The organism is Olleya sp. UBA1516 (assembly GCF_002323495.1).
Classification (GTDB): Bacteria; Bacteroidota; Bacteroidia; order Flavobacteriales; family Flavobacteriaceae; genus Olleya.
Window position 1 is genome coordinate 104,078 of the sequence record NZ_DCQO01000016.1, and the last position, 19,404, is coordinate 123,481.

The 19,404-nt window shown below is 32.6% G+C and carries 20 protein-coding genes; 15 read left to right on the forward strand and 5 right to left on the reverse strand.

Features of this window, described 5'->3' with window-relative positions:
* Positions 1 to 34 precede the first annotated feature (34 nt).
* Positions 35 to 409, forward strand: a complete 375-nt coding sequence (locus B2989_RS09505) for a hypothetical protein (RefSeq protein WP_292947812.1) — start codon at positions 35 to 37, stop codon at positions 407 to 409.
* Here B2989_RS09505 and B2989_RS09510 read toward each other — a convergent pair.
* Genes B2989_RS09510 through B2989_RS09525 form a run of 4 tightly spaced genes read right to left on the reverse strand, consistent with a single transcriptional unit; the run spans position 406 to position 3,963 of the window.
* Positions 406 to 891 carry a nucleoside-triphosphatase gene (locus tag B2989_RS09510; RefSeq protein ID WP_292947815.1) on the reverse strand — a complete coding sequence of 162 codons (486 nt, stop codon included), beginning with the start codon at positions 889 to 891 and terminating at the stop codon, positions 406 to 408. The genes B2989_RS09505 and B2989_RS09510 overlap by 4 nt on opposite strands.
* Entirely contained in the window at positions 888 to 1,895 is a 1,008-nt protein-coding gene (locus tag B2989_RS09515) for a hypothetical protein (protein ID WP_292947818.1), read from the reverse strand. Before B2989_RS09515 ends, B2989_RS09510 begins: the two co-directional genes overlap by 4 nt.
* 41 nt (positions 1,896 to 1,936) lie before the next feature.
* On the reverse strand, positions 1,937 to 2,716 hold the full coding sequence (xdhC, locus tag B2989_RS09520; protein WP_292947821.1) for a xanthine dehydrogenase accessory protein XdhC: 780 nt from the start codon (positions 2,714 to 2,716) through the stop codon (positions 1,937 to 1,939).
* 5 nt (positions 2,717 to 2,721) lie between these two features.
* Positions 2,722 to 3,963, reverse strand: coding sequence for a cation:proton antiporter (locus B2989_RS09525; protein ID WP_292947824.1), 1,242 nt, complete (start codon positions 3,961 to 3,963; stop codon positions 2,722 to 2,724).
* Between the two features lie 139 nt (positions 3,964 to 4,102).
* Between B2989_RS09525 and B2989_RS09530 the strand changes: the two genes are divergently transcribed.
* The 14 genes from B2989_RS09530 (at position 4,103) to B2989_RS09595 (ending at position 18,604) form a co-directional block, all read left to right on the forward strand.
* Positions 4,103 to 4,939, forward strand: a complete 837-nt coding sequence (locus B2989_RS09530) for an alpha/beta hydrolase (RefSeq protein ID WP_292947827.1) — start codon at positions 4,103 to 4,105, stop codon at positions 4,937 to 4,939.
* 87 nt (positions 4,940 to 5,026) lie between these two features.
* The gene (locus B2989_RS09535) at positions 5,027 to 5,362 is read left to right on the forward strand and encodes an arsenosugar biosynthesis-associated peroxidase-like protein (RefSeq protein WP_090838001.1); all 336 of its coding nucleotides are present in this window, start codon (positions 5,027 to 5,029) and stop codon (positions 5,360 to 5,362) included.
* Between the two features lie 56 nt (positions 5,363 to 5,418).
* The gene (gene arsS / locus B2989_RS09540; RefSeq protein ID WP_292947843.1) at positions 5,419 to 6,474 is read left to right on the forward strand and encodes an arsenosugar biosynthesis radical SAM (seleno)protein ArsS; all 1,056 of its coding nucleotides are present in this window, start codon (positions 5,419 to 5,421) and stop codon (positions 6,472 to 6,474) included.
* A gap of 39 nt (positions 6,475 to 6,513) precedes the next feature.
* Complete coding sequence (locus B2989_RS09545; protein WP_292947846.1) at positions 6,514 to 7,200, forward strand: TIGR04282 family arsenosugar biosynthesis glycosyltransferase; 687 nt, start codon at positions 6,514 to 6,516, stop codon at positions 7,198 to 7,200.
* A 41-nt stretch (positions 7,201 to 7,241) separates the two neighbouring features.
* Positions 7,242 to 10,436: a SusC/RagA family TonB-linked outer membrane protein gene (locus tag B2989_RS09550; protein ID WP_292947849.1), complete on the forward strand. Its 3,195-nt coding sequence runs from the start codon at positions 7,242 to 7,244 to the stop codon at positions 10,434 to 10,436.
* Between the two features lie 10 nt (positions 10,437 to 10,446).
* Positions 10,447 to 11,892: a SusD/RagB family nutrient-binding outer membrane lipoprotein gene (locus B2989_RS09555; RefSeq protein WP_292947852.1), complete on the forward strand. Its 1,446-nt coding sequence runs from the start codon at positions 10,447 to 10,449 to the stop codon at positions 11,890 to 11,892.
* A 3-nt stretch (positions 11,893 to 11,895) separates the two neighbouring features.
* Positions 11,896 to 13,230 carry a sodium:solute symporter family transporter gene (locus tag B2989_RS09560; protein WP_292947855.1) on the forward strand — a complete coding sequence of 445 codons (1,335 nt, stop codon included), beginning with the start codon at positions 11,896 to 11,898 and terminating at the stop codon, positions 13,228 to 13,230.
* A complete protein-coding gene (locus B2989_RS09565; RefSeq protein WP_292947858.1) occupies positions 13,215 to 14,042 on the forward strand; it encodes a metallophosphoesterase family protein in 828 nt (275 codons plus the stop codon). Before B2989_RS09560 ends, B2989_RS09565 begins: the two co-directional genes overlap by 16 nt.
* Before the next feature lie 4 nt (positions 14,043 to 14,046).
* Positions 14,047 to 14,559 (forward strand): rhodanese-like domain-containing protein, encoded by a 513-nt coding sequence (locus tag B2989_RS09570; RefSeq protein ID WP_292947861.1) that lies wholly within the window; start codon positions 14,047 to 14,049, stop codon positions 14,557 to 14,559.
* 6 nt (positions 14,560 to 14,565) lie between these two features.
* Positions 14,566 to 15,186: a TIGR04282 family arsenosugar biosynthesis glycosyltransferase gene (locus B2989_RS09575; RefSeq protein WP_292947864.1), complete on the forward strand. Its 621-nt coding sequence runs from the start codon at positions 14,566 to 14,568 to the stop codon at positions 15,184 to 15,186.
* The gene (locus B2989_RS09580; protein WP_292947867.1) at positions 15,167 to 15,979 is read left to right on the forward strand and encodes a purine-nucleoside phosphorylase; all 813 of its coding nucleotides are present in this window, start codon (positions 15,167 to 15,169) and stop codon (positions 15,977 to 15,979) included. Before B2989_RS09575 ends, B2989_RS09580 begins: the two co-directional genes overlap by 20 nt.
* Positions 15,980 to 16,035: 56 nt before the next feature.
* The gene (locus B2989_RS09585) at positions 16,036 to 16,917 is read left to right on the forward strand and encodes a sterol desaturase family protein (protein WP_292947870.1); all 882 of its coding nucleotides are present in this window, start codon (positions 16,036 to 16,038) and stop codon (positions 16,915 to 16,917) included.
* Positions 16,914 to 17,876: a DUF547 domain-containing protein gene (locus tag B2989_RS09590; RefSeq protein ID WP_292947873.1), complete on the forward strand. Its 963-nt coding sequence runs from the start codon at positions 16,914 to 16,916 to the stop codon at positions 17,874 to 17,876. Before B2989_RS09585 ends, B2989_RS09590 begins: the two co-directional genes overlap by 4 nt.
* A gap of 32 nt (positions 17,877 to 17,908) precedes the next feature.
* On the forward strand, positions 17,909 to 18,604 hold the full coding sequence (locus B2989_RS09595) for a TIGR04283 family arsenosugar biosynthesis glycosyltransferase (protein ID WP_292947876.1): 696 nt from the start codon (positions 17,909 to 17,911) through the stop codon (positions 18,602 to 18,604).
* 12 nt (positions 18,605 to 18,616) lie between these two features.
* On the opposite strand, the gene B2989_RS09600 is transcribed toward B2989_RS09595, so the two are convergent.
* Positions 18,617 to 19,375 carry a metallophosphoesterase family protein gene (locus B2989_RS09600; protein ID WP_292947879.1) on the reverse strand — a complete coding sequence of 253 codons (759 nt, stop codon included), beginning with the start codon at positions 19,373 to 19,375 and terminating at the stop codon, positions 18,617 to 18,619.
* Between the last annotated feature and the right edge of the window lie 29 nt (positions 19,376 to 19,404).

Below are 19,404 nucleotides of genomic sequence, written 5' to 3' on the forward strand. Positions count from 1 at the left end.
TGTTGACGAATATTCTTGGCACAGACTACTAGGAATGGCATTTGTTGGCGCCACTTTTTATGCGTTTGAAATCCCAAACTATTTTGATTGGATTGTAAAAAAAACTAAAGACTTAAAAGGTGCACGTGCTGTATTATCCAAAACAGGTTTAGCCATAGCATATTTTAATCCACTTTGGGTTGCCAGACATTTATTGTTTATCAAATTATTTTCGGCACAATTTAGTTCCATTGGCTTTAATTTAATAGAAATTGCTTTTTGGTCCTTTTTGGTGAATATCCCAATTTCTTTTTTAGCAAACTACTTGATTCAGAATAGATTTAAATTAAAATGGCGTTTTCTTGGTAGCGCGATATACTCCGCAATAATGGCAATTTATTACGCTTTAGGCGAAACTATTTTTAGTTAAATCAAATTTTCTAAATCTGATGTAGTCAAAATAGAACATTCAGTAATGTCATAATACTCCAAAACAGCATCCAGCAAATAATCTCTGACAACCAAAATAAGATGGGTGTTACCAATTGATTTAAACTGAGAAATCAAAGCTTCGGTTGAAACATGTACGCCTTCATTTTTTAATTCTAACTTACCAATTTCATCAATAATTAAAAATTTAGGTTCTGTTTTTGAAGCTTCTAAAATCAAATAGTCATTAGCTTCATTAAAAGCCGATTGTAAAAACTTAAAGCTTCCTATTGCAACTATAGCTTCTGTTTCAGCTTCAGCTTCAAGCTTAAAAATTGTTTTATTTTTTAATTTCAGAAAATAACGTTTTCCGTTAACATCATCGGGACACAATAGCCCATCAACATCCTTTCTGTTTTTAGACCAGCTTAATAATGCTGTTGTTTTTCCGGATCGTATTGCTCCTGTGAGAATATAAATCATTCCGAAGGAATTTTAAAATGAATACAATTAGAAATGCTATTGGCTATAAAAAACTTAAACCGGTTGAATCCTTTTAAATGCTGCGTTTGTTTCCATGTAAATGAAATAATCTGTCTAAAATAAGGAAACAAATCCATCGCATTTGTAATCTCTTTTTGATACTTAGATTCTTTTTTACTTAAAAATTTCTGAACCAATTTTAATAAAAAAGGACCAATTACCAGATACCAAAGCATTAAAATAAGAAAGCTTCGGAATACGATATAAATAGCCTTTTGCCACCCAAAAAGATTGCCTCCAAATATTGAAAATCCCAAAACAATTACAGCAACCGTAATTAGCCAAACCCAAATTACCTTGGTTTTAAAAGGCACTTTTCGTTTAGTGCTTTCTGATTCTTTTGGCATTGTTTCTAAATAAAAATCAACTTCAGGTTTTCTTGATATTATCTTAATAATACTTTTAATAAATAAACCGGCTAATAGTCCACAAACACCATATACAACTAGATATAACGTCACTAAAAAAGAAGTGGTAGAGGTTTCCGAGACAAAGTCTAACTTTTTCTGAACCCATGACCCATAAATATTAATAGCTTCCCACAGACCAGTACCATAAACTACTGTTAGTACTATTAGTTTTTGCAATGCGGACTCTAAAAAAGTCACTATCCCTAAAACCAATATCACAAAACCTTTCCAAGAAAAATTAGAAAATAAAAACGCACCACAAAGGGCTTGAAAACTGACTGCAACATATGCTCCGAATGGAGAATACGGGCTTACCGCCATTTTAATAATCAAAACAATAGCCAATGCTTTTAAAATAGCTTGCCATTTATTTTTAGCATAAAAGGCTATTAAGCTAATTAACAAGATTGAAACACCGCCAACAATTAAACCTGTAAATGGCGAATTAAACACGTGCAAAAAGCCACCCAAACCGGACTCATTTAAAGCCCAAAGTGCAGTTAATTTATCTATGATTGATTTGTTTTTTTTCATTTAAAGATTCTTCGCCTTGCTAACAATGACACTTATTATTACTATTTAAGTATAGATTGATAATGCACTTGTAGCAATTGGGCAACAACGCTTATAGCAATTTCTTTTGGTGTATCGCCTCCAATGTCTAAACCAATGGGACAAACTACATTAGTCATGCCTTCAGGAATATTCATATCTTTAATAAGCATATTATTAAATCTTACTTTTTTGGTTTTACTACCAATCAAACCTAAAAATTTAGTTTGATTTTGCAACGCCAATGCTATAATATCAAAGTCGATTGCATGATTATGCGTTAACACTAAAACATAGCTATTACTCCCCCATTTTACAACATCCTTAAATGTTTTAAAATCGGTTTCGGTGGTTTGATGAGTTGTGATACTTGCGTCCAAATCTAAATTAGAAAACCAATCGTCTCGAGAATCTATAAGATTAACTTTAAAAGGTGTGTCCACTAAAAGTTTGCAAATTTCTACTCCGATATGTCCAGCTCCGAATAAAAATAACTCTGGCGATTGATTCATAGGTTCTATAATAAATTCGACTTTTCCACCACAGCATTGTTCAAACTCTGGTCCTAATGTGTAACTAGACTGTATAATCCTGTTGTCGTTAATAGCAATTAAGGCTTCGTCAATAGCTTTAAACTCCAACTTCCCACCTCCTATGGTTCCATAAATTTGTTTGTCTTTGGTCACTATCATTCTAGAACCAACCACACAGGGTGTTGACCCCAAACATTTAGATACCGTAATAAAAGCAATGGGCTGTTGTTTTGCCTTAAAATCAGATAATAGACTAATCCAGTTTTGCATAAAGGCTATTTAATTTCTAACTTATTAACTAATTTACCAACGGTCATACCTTGTATTAATATAGAAAAGACAACCACGACATAGGTAATTACCAAAATTAAATCACGCTCCATAACCTCTGTAAGTCCTAAGGCTAATGCAATAGAGATTCCGCCACGCAATCCACCCCAAGTCATAATCAGGTTAGTTTTTGGAACAAAGTCCAACTTGTTTTCAAAGAATTTTATTGGTATTAACAATGAAATATATCTACAAACTAACACTAAAGGAATTGCTAATAAACCAGCAGTCAAATACTCAAATTTAAAGGTTAACACTAACATTTCCATTCCTATTAAAACAAATAAAATCGTATTTAAAAGAATATCCAACAACTCCCAAAACTTATCTACATAAGCCTCTGTAGTATCCGACATAGCACTATCTCTAACGGTATCATTCCCAACTACCAAACCAGCAGTTACCATTGCTAAAGGCGCTGATATATGCAGTTTTTGTGCTAAAACAGTTCCTCCCATAACAGCAGCTAGGGTTATAATAACTTCAATATCATAATCGTCAATGGATTTCATTAATCTGTACGTAATCCAACCCAATATCAAACCTAATGCAATCCCACCAAGCACCTCAACACCAAACAACTCTACAACTTCTAAAGCACTAACATTTTCAATACCTAAATCGGCAATCTTAAAAATGGTTAAAAATATAACAACACCAACACCATCATTAAAAAGGGACTCTCCAACAATTTTAGTTTCTAATTTTTTAGGCACACCTGCCTTTTTCAGTATACCCAAAACAGCAATAGGATCTGTTGGCGAAATTAATGCACCAAACAATAAACAGTATATAAAATCTATATGTAAGCCTATAATTGGCAGAGCAAAAAACATCGCACCACCAACTAAAAATGTCGAAATCAAAACACCAAAGGTCGCAAATGCAAAAACAGGCCAACGTTGTACTTTAAGCTGCTCAAAATTAGTATGCAAAGCACCAGCAAAAAGCAAAAAACTTAGCATAACGTCTAATAGAACACTTTTAAAATCTATTTGTGTAATTATAAACTTCTCTGCGTTTAGTAAAGTATCATCAAAATAACTTAATGCAAAAACTCCTAAAGTAAACACAATGGTAATTAACATTAAGCCAATGGTATTAGGCATTTTTAAAAACCGCACATTTATATACCCAAAAATGGCTGATATAAGTACTAATATTGATGCAATCACAAAATAATCCATAGAAATATATTTATTGCTAAATTAAAATATTTAACATAAAAATCTGTTATTTGGCAAAATTTAGATTATTATACGTGTTATGAAAAACCTATGCATACTAGTTATTGTATTAACCTTTTTTTCCAGTCCAGCTCAAAACATGAAAACTTACACCTACGCCACAAAAGGATTAGACACACTTAAATTAGATGTTTACACGCCAGAAAACATTAAACCAACAGATAGCTTACCTGTTGTCATTTGGATGCATGGTGGTGGATTTTCTAGTGGTGGACGTAATGGTATTGACGAGTTGAATATCGTTAATGCTGCCAATAAAAACGGATATATTGGAGTATCGATAACATATAGATTATTAAGAAAAGGAACAGATACTGGCTTTAGTTGCAATTGTAGTAAAGAAGACAAGATGTTCACCTTTAATCAGGCAGTTATCGATTTTTTAGACGCTACTAATTTTATCTATCAAAACAGCAACATGCTACAAGTAGATACAACAAAAATTATTGCAGCAGGAAGTAGCTCTGGAGCAGAGACAGCACTACATGCATCATTTATGCGACGTTTTTTTATTTCAGATTTAAGCAAGTATGAAGACATTAAATTTGCAGGAGTAATTGGTTTTTCTGGTGCATTTTTGGATATAGACCACTTGACTATTGACAATGCAATACCAGTAGCACTTACACATGGAACGCAGGATAAAGCAGTACCCTTTGGCAGTGCTCCACACCACCACTGTATACCAACAAAACCTGGTTATATTATGTTACATGGTGCTAAAACTATTACCGAAAAATTAGATACTTTAGAAAGTTCATACTTTTTAAACCTTGTCAAAAATGGAACTCATGACGCAGCTAATGTACACCCTGAAGATCTTGACGATATCTTTTATTTTTTGAATAAAACAGTCCTTAAAAACGAAGTTATTCAAACTAAAAAATACACCTTACCAAAACCTACAACCTATTAATTTATCATAAATAACAGTACTTTTGTTAGTACTACTAAAACTTTACGACAAAACGGTTTTAGATTTATATCTTTAAAAAAAATCATAATGGCAAAAACATATTACGATCCAGCGGACCTAAGAAAATTCGGAAAAATAACAGAATGGAATGAAGAACTTGGAAACAAGTTTTTTGACTATTACGGAAAAGTATTTGAAGAAGGCGCTTTAACTGCTCGCGAAAAATCATTAATAGCATTAGCTGTTGCACATACAGAGCAATGCCCATATTGCATTGATGCTTATACCAAAGACACCTTACAACGTGGTATTACAAAGGAGCAAATGATGGAAGCCATACATGTTGGAGCTGCTATAAAAAGCGGTGCAACTTTAGTACATGGTGTGCAAATGATGAATAAAGTAAACAAATTAGACGGTTAAAATAAAACCAATTTGGTATTACTTACGTAAGAATTACAAATAAGACAACACGATTAATGGCAACAAAATCCCTTAAAAAATTAGGTAGCGATTTAGCAAAAAGCAATAAACAACTAGAGATTTTATCTGGTGGAATTTTTGCTGATGGCGAATTACCAACTTTTAAAGATAAAATTTCTGAAACTGGTCAATTTCCGCTTAAAGCGAAAAAACTAGAAATTCTGCAAATTAACGTCGGTTACATGTGTAATCAAGTGTGCGAGCATTGTCACGTAGATGCAGGTCCAGACCGAAAGGAAATTATGACCCAAGAGACCATGCAACAAATCTTGGATGTTATAAAAACAACTGGTGCGCATACTTTAGATTTAACAGGAGGTGCTCCAGAAATGAACCCAAATTTTAGATGGTTTGTAGAAGAAGCTTCAAAAATTGGAATTAAAGACTTTATCGTGCGTTCTAATTTAACCATTATTCGTGCTAACAAAAAGTATTACGATTTACCTCAGTTTTTCAAAAAGCATAATATTCATGTTATAAGCTCAATGCCACATTGGACTAGAGGAAAAACGGACAAACAACGTGGCGAAGGTGTTTTTGACATGTCTATAAAAGCATTGCAAGAATTAAATGCTGTTGGTTATGGTATGCCAGGAAGCGATTTAAAACTGGACTTAGTTTACAATCCTTCAGGAGCTTTTTTACCAGGTGATCAAATGGCTATGGAAAAAGACTTTAAGAAAGCGTTGATGGAAGATTTTAGCATTCAGTTTCATAACTTATTTGCGATTACCAATTTACCAATTGCTAGATTTTTAGATTATTTAATTGCTTCAGAAAACTATGAAGATTATATGTACTCATTAGTAGAGGCTTATAATCCTGCTGCTGTGGCAAACGTCATGTGCACAAATACATTGTCTGTAAGTTGGGATGGTTATTTATTTGATTGCGATTTTAATCAAATGCTAGAACTACCTGTAAACAGTAAATCTAAACACATTTCTGAGTACAAAACAGAATTATTAGAAGGACGAAACATTATAATTTCTCAACATTGTTATGGTTGTACTGCAGGCGCAGGAAGCAGCTGTCAAGGTGTTGTTGCTTAATATAAAACTAACTTTTTTCGCTGTCGCGGAAATCCATAAATGAAGACTAAAACTGCCATTTTAATTTTTTCTAATTCTGCTAAAGAGGATGCTAAACGCAAATCTTTTACTGATAGTCAGTTGTTTGAAACTCTTACAAACGATACGATTAGAAAAGTTAAAAAAACAGGATTACCCTTTTTTCATTTTACCGAAACACAGCAACAAGGTTTAAACTTTGGTGATCGATTTACAAATGCTATTCAATCGGTTTTTAATAGCGGTTTTACTAATGTTATTTCTATCGGAAACGATACACCACACTTAAAAACAAAACATATTAATGAAGCTTACCAAAAACTAAACAATAATCAGTTGGTTTTTGGACCATCAAAAGATGGTGGTTTTTATTTAATGGGCTTAACCAAAAGCCTTTTTAATGCTAAGCAATTTAAAAATTTACCTTGGCAATCTTCAGCTTTAAAAAGCACAACATTACACTATTTATCTTCAACTAAAATCACTTTTAGCACGCTTGAAACCTTAGACGATATCGATTCGTTTAAAGACTTAAAAGCTATATTAAATAGTTACAAAACGGTTTCAAAAGCACTAAAAACAATAATACTACAGCTATGTTTTTCCGCGAAAGCGATACTTAAACACACAGAATTACAATACCTATTATTACCACAACAATTACCTTTTAATAAAGGCTCTCCTAAATTAGTTTACACCTACCAATAGTGGCTTTTAGCCAATTTTACACTGAAACTAATTTAACTTAAATGAAACACATTTACTTATGTGCTTTGCTACTTGTTTGTACATTTAGCGTTGCACAAACCACAATTACTGGTACTATAACAAGTGCCCAAGATGGTCAAACTTTAGCATACGTTAATATTTTGGCAGACCAAAATAACGGAACAATATCCGATAATAGCGGTTACTACTCTATTACAATTTCTGACGAAACGGAACACTTAACATTCTCATTTATTGGGTACAAAACACAACAAATTGCAATTAATAATCAATCGGTTATTGATGTTATTTTAGAAGAGGACACCTCTAATTTAGACGAAGTAGTCATTACTGCTTTGGGTCTAGAACGAGATACAAAAGAACTTGGATATGTAGTACAATCCTTAAAAAGTGAAGGTTTAACCGAAGTTAAAACGGTTAACTTTATTGATAATTTGGCTGGTAAACTTGCAGGTGTAACAGTCTCTCAAGGTGCAACAGGTGTTGGATCGTCTTCAAAAATTACGATTCGTGGTGAAGCTTCATTTTCTAACAACAATCCTTTGTTTGTAGTAGATGGAGTGCCAATTAATAATAATACTGTTTTTAACTTTACAAACGAAGCTGCTGCTGGTTTTCAGGAAATAGATTTTGGAAATGGAGCTATGGAAGTTAATGCAGACGATATCGAAGAAGTTTCTGTATTAAAAGGTCCAAGTGCTGCTGCTTTATATGGTACGCGTGCATCCAACGGAGTGATTGTTATTAAAACCAAAGATGGTAAAAAAACTAAAGGTTTAGGGATTAGCATTAACACGTCGTTACTTGTTGACAATGCGTTTAGATTACCAGAATTTCAGAATAGTTACGGTCAAGGTAATTCTGGACAATTTGAATATGTTGATGGTCTTGGAGGCGGAATTAATGATAACATTACCTATTCTTGGGGACCACAATTGGATGCTGGTATTTACCTTCCGCAGTTTAATAGTCCAGTGACTTTAGCAAACGGAACTATTGTACGTGGTGGAGATACTGCTTTATATTCTGGTGACGCTATTACACCAACCTTATTTCAGTCTAATCCAGACAACTTAAAAGATTTTTATCAAACAGGAATTACTACAATAAACAATATTGCTATTTCTAATGGTTTTGATACTGGTGATTATAGATTATCATTTACAGATTTAAGAAGCGAATCTATTATTCCTGGTGTTAATTTAGACCGACAAACTGTTGCTGCAAAACTAAATTTTGAGCCCACAGAAAAAACGACTATTTCAACCTCACTATCTTACACCAATTCTACAAGTGACAACAGACCATCTAACGGTTATGGTAGCGAAAATGTAAATTACAGTTTGGTAGCTTGGGGACCACGAAGCCTTGATATTAATAGCTTAAAAAACTATTGGCAACCAGGCTTAGAAGGTGTACAACAATATAGTTTTAACTACACATTTTTTGATAATCCTTATTTTATTTTGTACGAAAATACAAATAGTTTTAATCGTGATCGTGTCTTCGGAAACGTTGCTATTACACATAAACTTACAGACCATTTAAATCTTCAGGTTAGAACAGGAATGGATTATTCGTCTGAAAAAAGAATACTAAAACGTGCGTATTCTAGTAATCGTTTTCAAAATGGTGCTTACGCAGAACATGATGTGTTTTACAGAGAAGTTAATACCGATTTTCTATTAAATTACAATAATACGTTTGGCGATTTTAAACTAGATCTATCTATTGGTGGAAACCGATTAAACCAAACAGCATCAACCAAGCAATCACAAACAGTTAGTTTAGCACAACCTGGAATTTTTAATTTAAATAATGCTGCATCACCTATTGAAGTGTTTCAATTTGACTCTAAAAAACGTATCAATTCCTTTTATGGTATTGCCAAATTAGGCTACAAAGATTATCTGTTTTTGGATATTACAGGTCGTAATGATTGGTCTAGTGCTTTAGCAACACCTTTTTCGGTGGATGGTACTTCTTTTTTCTATCCTTCGGCTTCAGCCAGTTTTATTTTATCTAATGTTTCAGAGCTTCCTGAAGCTGTATCTTTTGCAAAACTAAGAGCCAGTGTAGCACAAGTTGGTAACGATACTAATCCATATCAAACTTCCGGAGCTTTTGTATCGCAAACACCTTTTAATAGTCAACCAACTTTTAGCAATCAGGATTTTATTCCTAATGCTAATTTAAAACCAGAAAGCACTACAAATTACGAATTTGGTGCAGATTTACGTTTCTTGAAAGATCGTATTCGTTTTGACTTTACCTATTATAATGCTATAACTAAAGATCAAATAATTTCATTACCAATACCAATTTCATCCGGTTATGAACAACAAGTTGTAAATGGTGGAAAAGTAAAATCGACTGGTGTCGAAATTATTGCTGGCTTCACTCCTATTAAAACGTCTAATTTTAAATGGAATACAACCTTCAATTTTGCTAAAAACAAAGCAACTATTGAAGAGTTACCTCAAGAAGATGGACGTTTAACTTTGGCTTATAGCCGAATTTATGATAGTGCCAATCAAACGGTTTGGTTTCAAGTTGAAGAAGGTGGACAGATTGGAGATATTTATGGTACAGGCTATAGTACTAACCCAACTGGAGAATTTGTTTTAGATGACCAAGGTAATTACATCAGTAATAATTTTTTGCAGAAACTTGGAAATTATAATCCAGATTTCACATTAGGTTGGAACAATGACTTTAGCTATAAAAATTGGACTGCAAGCTTTTTATTTGACTGGAGACAAGGTGGCGAAATTGTATCAAGAACTAGCGCATTAGGTAATGTTGGAGGACAATTAGCCGAAACAGAATACAGACCTGACGAAGGTATTGTAGCAGAAGGAGTTAATGTTAATACAGGTTTACCAAATACTGTAGCTATATCTGCAGAAAGCTATTACAGACAATTTTATGACAGAAATCAAGAGCAAAATAACATCTATGACGCGTCTTACTTAAAATTGAGACAATTTTCTGTTGGCTATAATTTTAAATTAAAAGAAGGCTTTTTAGGCTTAAAAGAAGGTGGAGACATTGCAGTATCTCTAATTGGTAAAAACCTATTTGTTATTACTGAAAACCCACACTTTGACCCAGAACAATTAGCAGTACAAGGTAACGGTTTTGTTAGTGGTGTGGAAGACATGAGTTATGCCACATCTCGCAGTTTTGGACTAAAAGCAAGTTTAAATCTTTAATAGACACATCATGAAAAATACATTATACATATTAAGCTTTTTTACGCTTGTTTTAACCACAAGTTGCACTAAAGATTTTGAAGACATAAATACCAATCCTAATGCACCAAACACAGTACAACCTAGTTTGCTACTACGTCAGGTTATTTATGATTTTGGAGAACAAATGAGTTACGAAGGTTTTGTTGCTGGCGATTTATTATCGCAACACAGGACTGCTTTAGATTTCAATTTATTTGACAGACACGCCTTAAAATCGCCACAATTAGGTGGAAATCCTTGGCCAATATTTTACACCAATTTACGTGATAATGAGATTATATTAACGCAATCCAAAACCACCTCAACCTTTAAGGTTTATGAAGGTCCTGCTTTAATTTTAAAAGCATATATGGCAGCAGGATTAACAGATTTGTTTGGTGATGTGCCCTATTTTGAAGCCTTTAATGGTATTGAGGGAACCGTTACACCAAGTTACGACAGTCAAGAATCTATTTATTTAAATGAAAACGGTATTTTAGATAATCTTGATAAAGGGATTGAAGCTATTACAAATTACGATTTAGCGATTCCGTTGGAAGGAGATATTTTATTTAATGGTGATTTAGACGCTTGGGTAAAATTTGCTAATAGTTTAAAATTGAAATATTTACTTCGTATTTCCGATCAAGTGGATGCTTCAACTGAATTACAAAGCTTATATAATGAAGGTAATTATATTTCAGCTACAGCTGAAAATGCTATTTTCAACTTTACAAACACAGATCCAAATAGCTTTAGATTGGCTCAATTAAGAGTAGGAGATTTCAATAATTTTGTCCTATCGGAAACGATGGAAAATATTTTAATTGACCTAAATGACGATAGAATAAACACTTTTTTTAAACCTTTTGAAAACTCGTCTTCCAATCAATTTAATGGTTTAATAAATGGTATTGACGCCTCATCAACTTCAATTGCTTTGGCAGACTATTCTTTAGCTGGAAGTGCTTTTAGAGAAGACACTTCGGTTTTGGATGCTAATTTTATTACCTCTTGGGAAGTTCATTTTATTTTATCTGAAGCTGCCTTAAAAGGCTTAATTAGTGCCAATGCACAAGAATTATATGAAACAGGAGTCGCACAAGCTTTTGAGTATTGGCAAACCGATTTACCTGCAACTTACCTAACAACCAATGCTGCTTATAATGCACCTGGAACAACGCCTTTACAACAAATTATCACCCAGAAATGGATTGCTAACCTTATAAATGGTTATGAAGGTTGGGTAGAATACAGACGTACAGGTTTTCCTGAGTTTAATGCAATTTCTGCAAGTTTAAACAATGGATTAATACCTGTAAGAATGCCTTATCCTGCAGAAGAAGAAGCTTTAAATGCCGAAAACTATAATCAAGCAGCAAGTGCTACTAATGGTAATGATATTAACTTCCCAGTTTGGTGGGACCAAAACTAAAAAATGAGTACAGAAATTTGGCAATGGGTTTTAGTGATCGCTTCAAGTTTAATCTTGTTTGCTTTATCTCCTTATGCAAAAACCACTGCATCTTTTTTTAAAGCTAATCACAATAAAAAATCACCAAATGTTTTAGTCCTAACGGGAAGCCTTATTATCTCTTGGATTTTTGCCAAAAGCATTACTAATGCTGCAAATTTAGGATTAGATTTTGGTTTGGTTGGAGGTGTCGCTTATGCTGGATATTATCTAAGTTTTGCGGTTGCTGGATTACTAATTTATCAATTACGTACCAAAGGTGGTTTTACAAGTATCCATGACTTTTTAACTAGCAAATTTGGCAAAAAAGCGGTTGCTGTTTTCACGTTTTTAATTATCATTAGATTATTTAATGAGGTTTGGAGTAACACCATGGTTATTGGCTCTTACTTTGGTGAAACAGGAAGTGCTAGCTATTACACAGCCATCATCGTATTTACTGTATTAACCCTTAGCTACGCTATTAAAGGTGGATTAAGCAGTTCTATATTTACAGACGTGATACAAATGGTTTTATTTTCGGTATTATTAATCATTATTTTATATACAATTTTTTCAGTTGAAAATTTTAGCACAAAAGACATTGTAACTTCAGGAACTTGGAGTTTTGAACTAGGTTTAAACCTGTTTTTTGCAGCCATCATACAATCCTTTAGTTATCCTTTTCATGATCCAGTGCTAACAGACAGAGCTTTTATTAGTTCGCCAAAAGTGACTAGAAAAAGCTTTTTGTGGGCTAGCTTATTAGGTGCTATTTGCATTGTTCTTTTTAGTTTAATTGGTGTGTATGCACAAACACAAGGATTAAAAGGACAAGCAGCTGTAGAGGTTGGAAAAGCATTTGGAGTTGTGGTATTATTAGTCATTAATTTTATTATGATTACGTCGGCAGCTTCAACCTTGGATTCGACGTTTTCATCGTTTTCAAAATTATTGGCAGTCGATTTGGGATTAGGCAAAAGCCTAACATTTGGTAGATTAGCAATGGTAGCCATTGCTGTACTTGGTACAATTCCTATATTTTTTAATGCCGAAATCCTTTCTGCCACCATAATATCTGGAACTATGGTCATTGGTTTAACACCAATATTTGTATTCTGGAATTATAAAGTGCCAAAAATCAGTTTTTATTTAAGTATTGGTTGCGGTATTCTTTTTGGCTTTTTATTAGTATTCAAAGTTTTCCCAGAAGCTTTAATTTTTACAAAGGGTCGTTATGCAGATTTACTTTGGGTAAATGTTTGGGGAATTTTTAGTTGTAACCTTTTATATTTCGTTCCTAGATGGATAAAACAATAAATAATATAGGCACATTATCTGGTAAAGTCTTACTTTTTGGAGGTGTTTACAGTAATCTTCAAGCTTTAGAAGCGCTTAAAGCTATTGCTGAACAGCAAAATATTGCTCCAGAAAACTGTATTTGCACAGGAGACGTTGTTGGCTATTGCGCACAACCAGAAGAAACCGTTCAGCTTTTAAAAATCTGGAATGCTAAAAGTATTTTAGGTAATGTAGAAATCCAATTAACCGAAGGTGAAGCAGATTGTGGATGCGATTTTACTGAAGGCTCACGATGTGATGGATTTTCTAAACTTTGGTATCCTTATGCACAAAGTAAACTAAGCAAAAACTCGATAGCGTATTTAGCAACGTTTCCGGATCATATTGCCTTTAATTATGCTAATAAAAAAGTAACCGTTGTACATGGTGATTATTTTAATGTATCAGAATTTGTATTTAAATCTACAGACTGGAATATTAAGGCAAAAACAATAGACACAACCAAAAGCGATATTATTATTGCTGGACATTGCGGATTACCTTTTAGTCATGAGCAAGACAACAAATTATGGTTAAATCCAGGTGTTATTGGTATGCCTGCTAATGATGGATCACCACAAGGTTGGTATGCCATTTTAGAAGAAATTAATGGTGAAATGAAATTTACGCATCATACGCTCGACTATAACTATAAGCTAACTAATAGTTTAATGAAAAACGGTTTATTACCAGAAGAATACGCAAGAACAATAGTGACTGGTATCTGGGATAATACAGAAATTTTACCAGCTATTGAAAGTGGATTGCAAGGTTTCGGAATTAATTTATAACACTATGAAAACAGTATTATTTTTATTTATAAGTCTTTTTGCTGCACAAAGCATAGCGCAAGACACATTAGATGAGTTACTAAAAAAACACAATAAAAACAGTGTTCCTTACATTACTGTGCAAGAATTGGCAATGCCAAAAACTGACGCTATTATCTTAGACGCAAGAGAACCTAAAGAATATAAAGTCAGCCACATTAAAAATGCAACTTTAGTAGGTTACGATTTTTTTGACATTAAAACAGTTACCAATCAATACACTAATAAAGACAAAAAAATAGTTGTCTATTGTTCTTTAGGAATACGATCTGAAATCATTGCAAAGAAACTAAAAGACGAAGGTTACACTAACGTCCTGAATCTTTATGGAGGCATATTTGAATGGAAAAACAATGATTTTATTGTAGTAGATTCCGAAGAAAAAGAAACAGAACAAATACATACTTTTAATGAAGCTTGGAGCAAATGGCTAACTAAAGGGATAAAAGTATTTGAAACAACTTCTACAAAAAAATAAAAATTCATGCATAAAAATCTAGTAATAACCTTTACCAGAAACCCTGAGTTAGGAAAAGTAAAAACAAGATTAGCTAAGACTATTGGCAATATTTCTGCTTTAGCGATATATAAAAAATTATTAGAACACACTGAAAGCGTTTTACAACAAATAGACTGTGAAAAGGCAGTATATTATTCGGTTAAAATTAGAGAAAACGATCTTTGGAATAGTGACATATATCAAAAACACCAACAAGTTGGAGACCACTTAGGCATAAGAATGTCTAATGCTTTTAAAACGGGTTTTGATTCTGGCTACACTAAAATAGTTATCGTTGGTAGCGATTTATACGATCTAAAACCAGAACATATTAATCAAGCTTTTGACGTTTTAGATAATAATGATGCAGTAATTGGACCTGCTTTAGATGGTGGTTATTATCTTTTAGGAATGAAACAATTGCATCCTGCTATTTTTGAAAATAAATCTTGGGGAACCGAAACAGTTTTTGAAGACACCATGAAGGATTTAGTTAAGGAAAACGTATTTTTGTTAGAACCATTAAATGATGTTGATACATACGAAGATATGTCCAACAACCAAACCTTAAAAGCCTTAATTGAACATGATAAAGCAAATAAATAAAACCGTAGAATACCTAAAAGAAAAAGGATTTGACCAACCAGAAGTTGGTATTATTTTAGGTACTGGATTAGGAAAATTAACCGATGAACTTGAAGTTATTCAAGAGGTGAGCTATAATCACATTCCTAATTTCCCAACTGCTACTGTCGAGTTTCATAAAGGAAAATTAATTTACGGAACATTAGCTGGAAAAAAAGTAATTGTAATGCAAGGTCGTTTTCATGTTTATGAAGGTTACAGTTTACAAGATGTTACTTACCCAGTTAGAATTATGGAAAAATTGGGTATCAAAACATTATTGGTTTCTAATGCTTCTGGAGCTATTAATTTAGACTTTAAGAAAGGCGAATTAATGCTTATTGACGATCATATTAACCTACAAGGAAGTTCACCTCTAGCTTTTAAAGGTGTTGCCGAGCTTGGCGAGCGTTTTGCAGACATGAGTGCACCTTATGATTTAGACATAAATGCAAAAATTAAAGCTATAGCAAAAACTAACAATATAAAATTACACGAAGGTGTTTACGCTAGTGTTGTTGGACCACAATTAGAAACTAGAGCAGAATACCGCATGCTTAAAATTATTGGTGCAGATGCAGTAGGCATGAGTACTGTACCTGAAGTTATTGTCGCTAATCATTTAAATTTAAAGGTAGCTGCAGTGTCAGTTTTAACAGATGAATGCGACCCAAGTAATCTAAAACCTGTAGACATTGGTGAGATTATAGCTATGGCTAATAAAGCAGAACCTGATATGATTACATTATTTAAAGGGTTGATAGAAAAACTATAACACGATGTAACTTTAGTTACATCAAAAAAGTAACTAAAAGGCTAATTTAGCCAGCTATGGAAAAGTATTTAGAAATAATAAAAAACGCCTATTTTGGCTATTGGAATTACCTAAAACACCAAATTATATTCCCAAATAATTGGGACAACTATTTTTATGGGTTAATCCTAATATCATTAGTTGTTTGGGGTTTAGAAATTGTGTTTCCTTGGCGCAAAAAGCAATCTATTTTCCGTAAGGATTTTTGGTTGGACACGTTTTACATGTTTTTTAATTTCTTTTTACTAAATCTTATCATTTTAATAGCACTATCTAATACTGCTGCTGGTTTTTTTGATGATGTTTTAGGCGTTGTTGGATTATCGATTTCTAACTTTCAGTTATTTGATGTAGATAATTTACCATTATGGTTAGGACTGTTTATCTTCTTTATAATTTCAGATTTTACACAATGGATAACTCATAATTTATTACATCGTTTTGAGTTTTTATGGAACTTCCATAAAGTACATCACAGTGTTAAAGAAATGGGATTTGCTGCACATTTACGTTATCATTGGATGGAACCGGTTTTATACAAATCCATGTTATACATACCTATTGCAATAATTGGTGGTTTTGATGCTAAACACGTTGCTATTGTGCACTTTTTCGCAATTACTGTTGGACACTTAAATCATGCCAATTTAGGTTGGGATTATGGTGTTTTAAAATATGTATTTAACAATCCTAAAATGCACATTTGGCATCACGTAAAACAATTACCAGAGCACACAAAGTTTGGAGTCAACTTTGGCATAACCCTAAGTATTTGGGATTATATTTTTAAAACCAATTACATACCACATGATGGACGTGATATCGAGCTAGGTTTTGAAGGCGACGAAACGTTTCCTAAAGATTTTATAAGTCAAGAATTATATCCTTTAAAAAAATGAAACAACTTTTAGCCTTAGCATTATTAGTCTTGTTTTGCGCTTGCAAAAGCACAAAACAAACTGCATCAAATACCCAAATAGCAACTAATACCATTAAAAAAGAAGCTATAGCTAAAATTAAAATGGATACTATCAACAAAACAAATGATAGTAGTTACATAATTAAAAAAGCAAAATACACAATAACTGAAGATGTAAAAATTGCTGAATATCATACTGTTGATAAACGACAAAAATTTATATCAAACAAAAAAGATTCAATTCCTAAAAATAACGAATTCAATCAGATTCTTACGAAAACAGAGCATTCTAACATTCATTTTTTATGGGATGAATTATTACAAAAACATGTTTCTGATAACGGAAATGTGAACTATAAATCATTTAAAACTGAATATAAAAAATTACTAGAATACATACATATCCTGGATTTATTAAAGTCTAAACCTGAATTTGATTCTATTTTAAAAGAAGAAAAACTAGCCTATTGGATTAATGCATACAACGCGTTAACAATAGATTTAATTATAAAAAACTATCCTGTAAAAAGCATAAAAGATATTAAAAATCCTTGGGGTCAAAAACTTTGGAAACTAGGAGACAAATGGTATAGTTTAGAAGACATTGAGCACGAAATTTTACGAAAAATGGACGAACCACGCATACATTTTGCTATTGTTTGCGCCTCTTATTCTTGTCCTAAATTACAAAACACTGCATTTATAGCTTCAAATTTAGAAACGCAATTAACCGTAGCAACTAAACAGTTTTTAAGCGATACCAAACGTAACGAAATCAAAGAGAACAGTTTAAAATTATCAAAAATATTTAAATGGTTTGATAAGGATTTTGAACAAAACGGAAGTTTAATTGACTTTTTAAATAAATACACAGCTATAACTATTTCAGCGAAAGCTAAAATTAGCTACAAAGATTACAATTGGGACTTAAATGACTAAAACCAACCTAATAAAACTTACGTAAATACAGCATGATAAGTATTATTATTCCGGTTTTAAACGAAGCTAAACACATTACAGAAGTATTGTATCATTTAATTGACAATGCCTCTTTAAACACTATCCAAGAGATTATAGTTGTGGATGGTGGCAGTACTGATAATACCGTTTCAATTATCCAAGCATTAGGTTTAAATATTAAAGTTTTGCATTCTGAAAAAGGTCGTGCTAAGCAAATGAATCTTGGTGCCAAAGCTTCAAAAGGAGATATACTTTATTTTTTACACGCAGATTCTTTTCCACCTAACAGATATGACCAATTAATTTTAGAAGAAATTAAAAAAGGCAATAATGCTGGTTGTTTTAGATTACAATTTGATAGTAACCATTGGTGGCTACGTTTTACTAGTTGGTTAACTCAGTTTTCTTGGCGTGCAAGTCGTGGTGGTGATCAAAGTCAGTTTATAACCAAAGCGTTATTTAATGATATTGGTGGTTATGATGAAAATTACATTATCTACGAAGACAATATTTTAATAAATGAGCTTTATAAACGCAAAGAATTTGTTGTGATTAACCATAAGCTTAAAACCTCAGCTAGACTATATCAAAAACATGGCGTTTGGACACTACAATATCATTATTTAGTCATATATATAAAAAAATGGTTTGGTGCTTCTGCAAAAGATTTACATGATTATTATTTGAACAATATCTGTAAGCGTTAAAAACCTTTAATTTTATTTAGAAGAATTATAAGACATACTATTTCGTCCTGTTTCGTTTGGATATAGCTTAGGCAAATTATCACTTTGAAACACCGTTTTGTCATCAATATTTACAGCTGAAACTTTACCAGTAAATGCAGCTCCTGTATCAATATTCCATACATTAATGGCTTGCATTGGTTGATCGGAATTAAACCTAATCGTTGGTGTATGTCCTATATAAATTTCGTGATAATGTTTTAAACGTTTAGGATATAACACAGAGTCTTTTTTCACTCTTTTATCCATAGTGACTGCCATTTCCCAAAGGGTTCTGTCAAAATATAAAGTCTCAGAATGCACTTCATTCTCTACGCCATGCATTGAAGTAAATCCAGCATGCAAAAACAATTGATTATTAGTATTAAGATGGTACAATTTCATTTGCTTAAAAAACTGTAAATGTATGGCTTTGTCTTCGTCAGAAAACGGATTATAACTTGCTATTGTACCTTCGCCTCCATTAACAAACCAAGCTTGATTTACGGTTTTATCTTCTAACCATTGTTCACACCAAACATCATGATTTCCTTTTATAAAAACACAATTGTATTGCTTAGAAAACTCAATTAAAAACTGTATAACCTGTGCAGATTCGCTCCAACCATCTACATAATCTCCTAAAAAAATAAAACTATCATCTTCAATCAAACCAATACGCTCTAACAATTGCTTTAATCCTTTTAATCCTCCATGAATATCACCAATTACAAGGTTTCTGTTTGATTTCATATAATACTTTAATATTTAATTAAATTAAG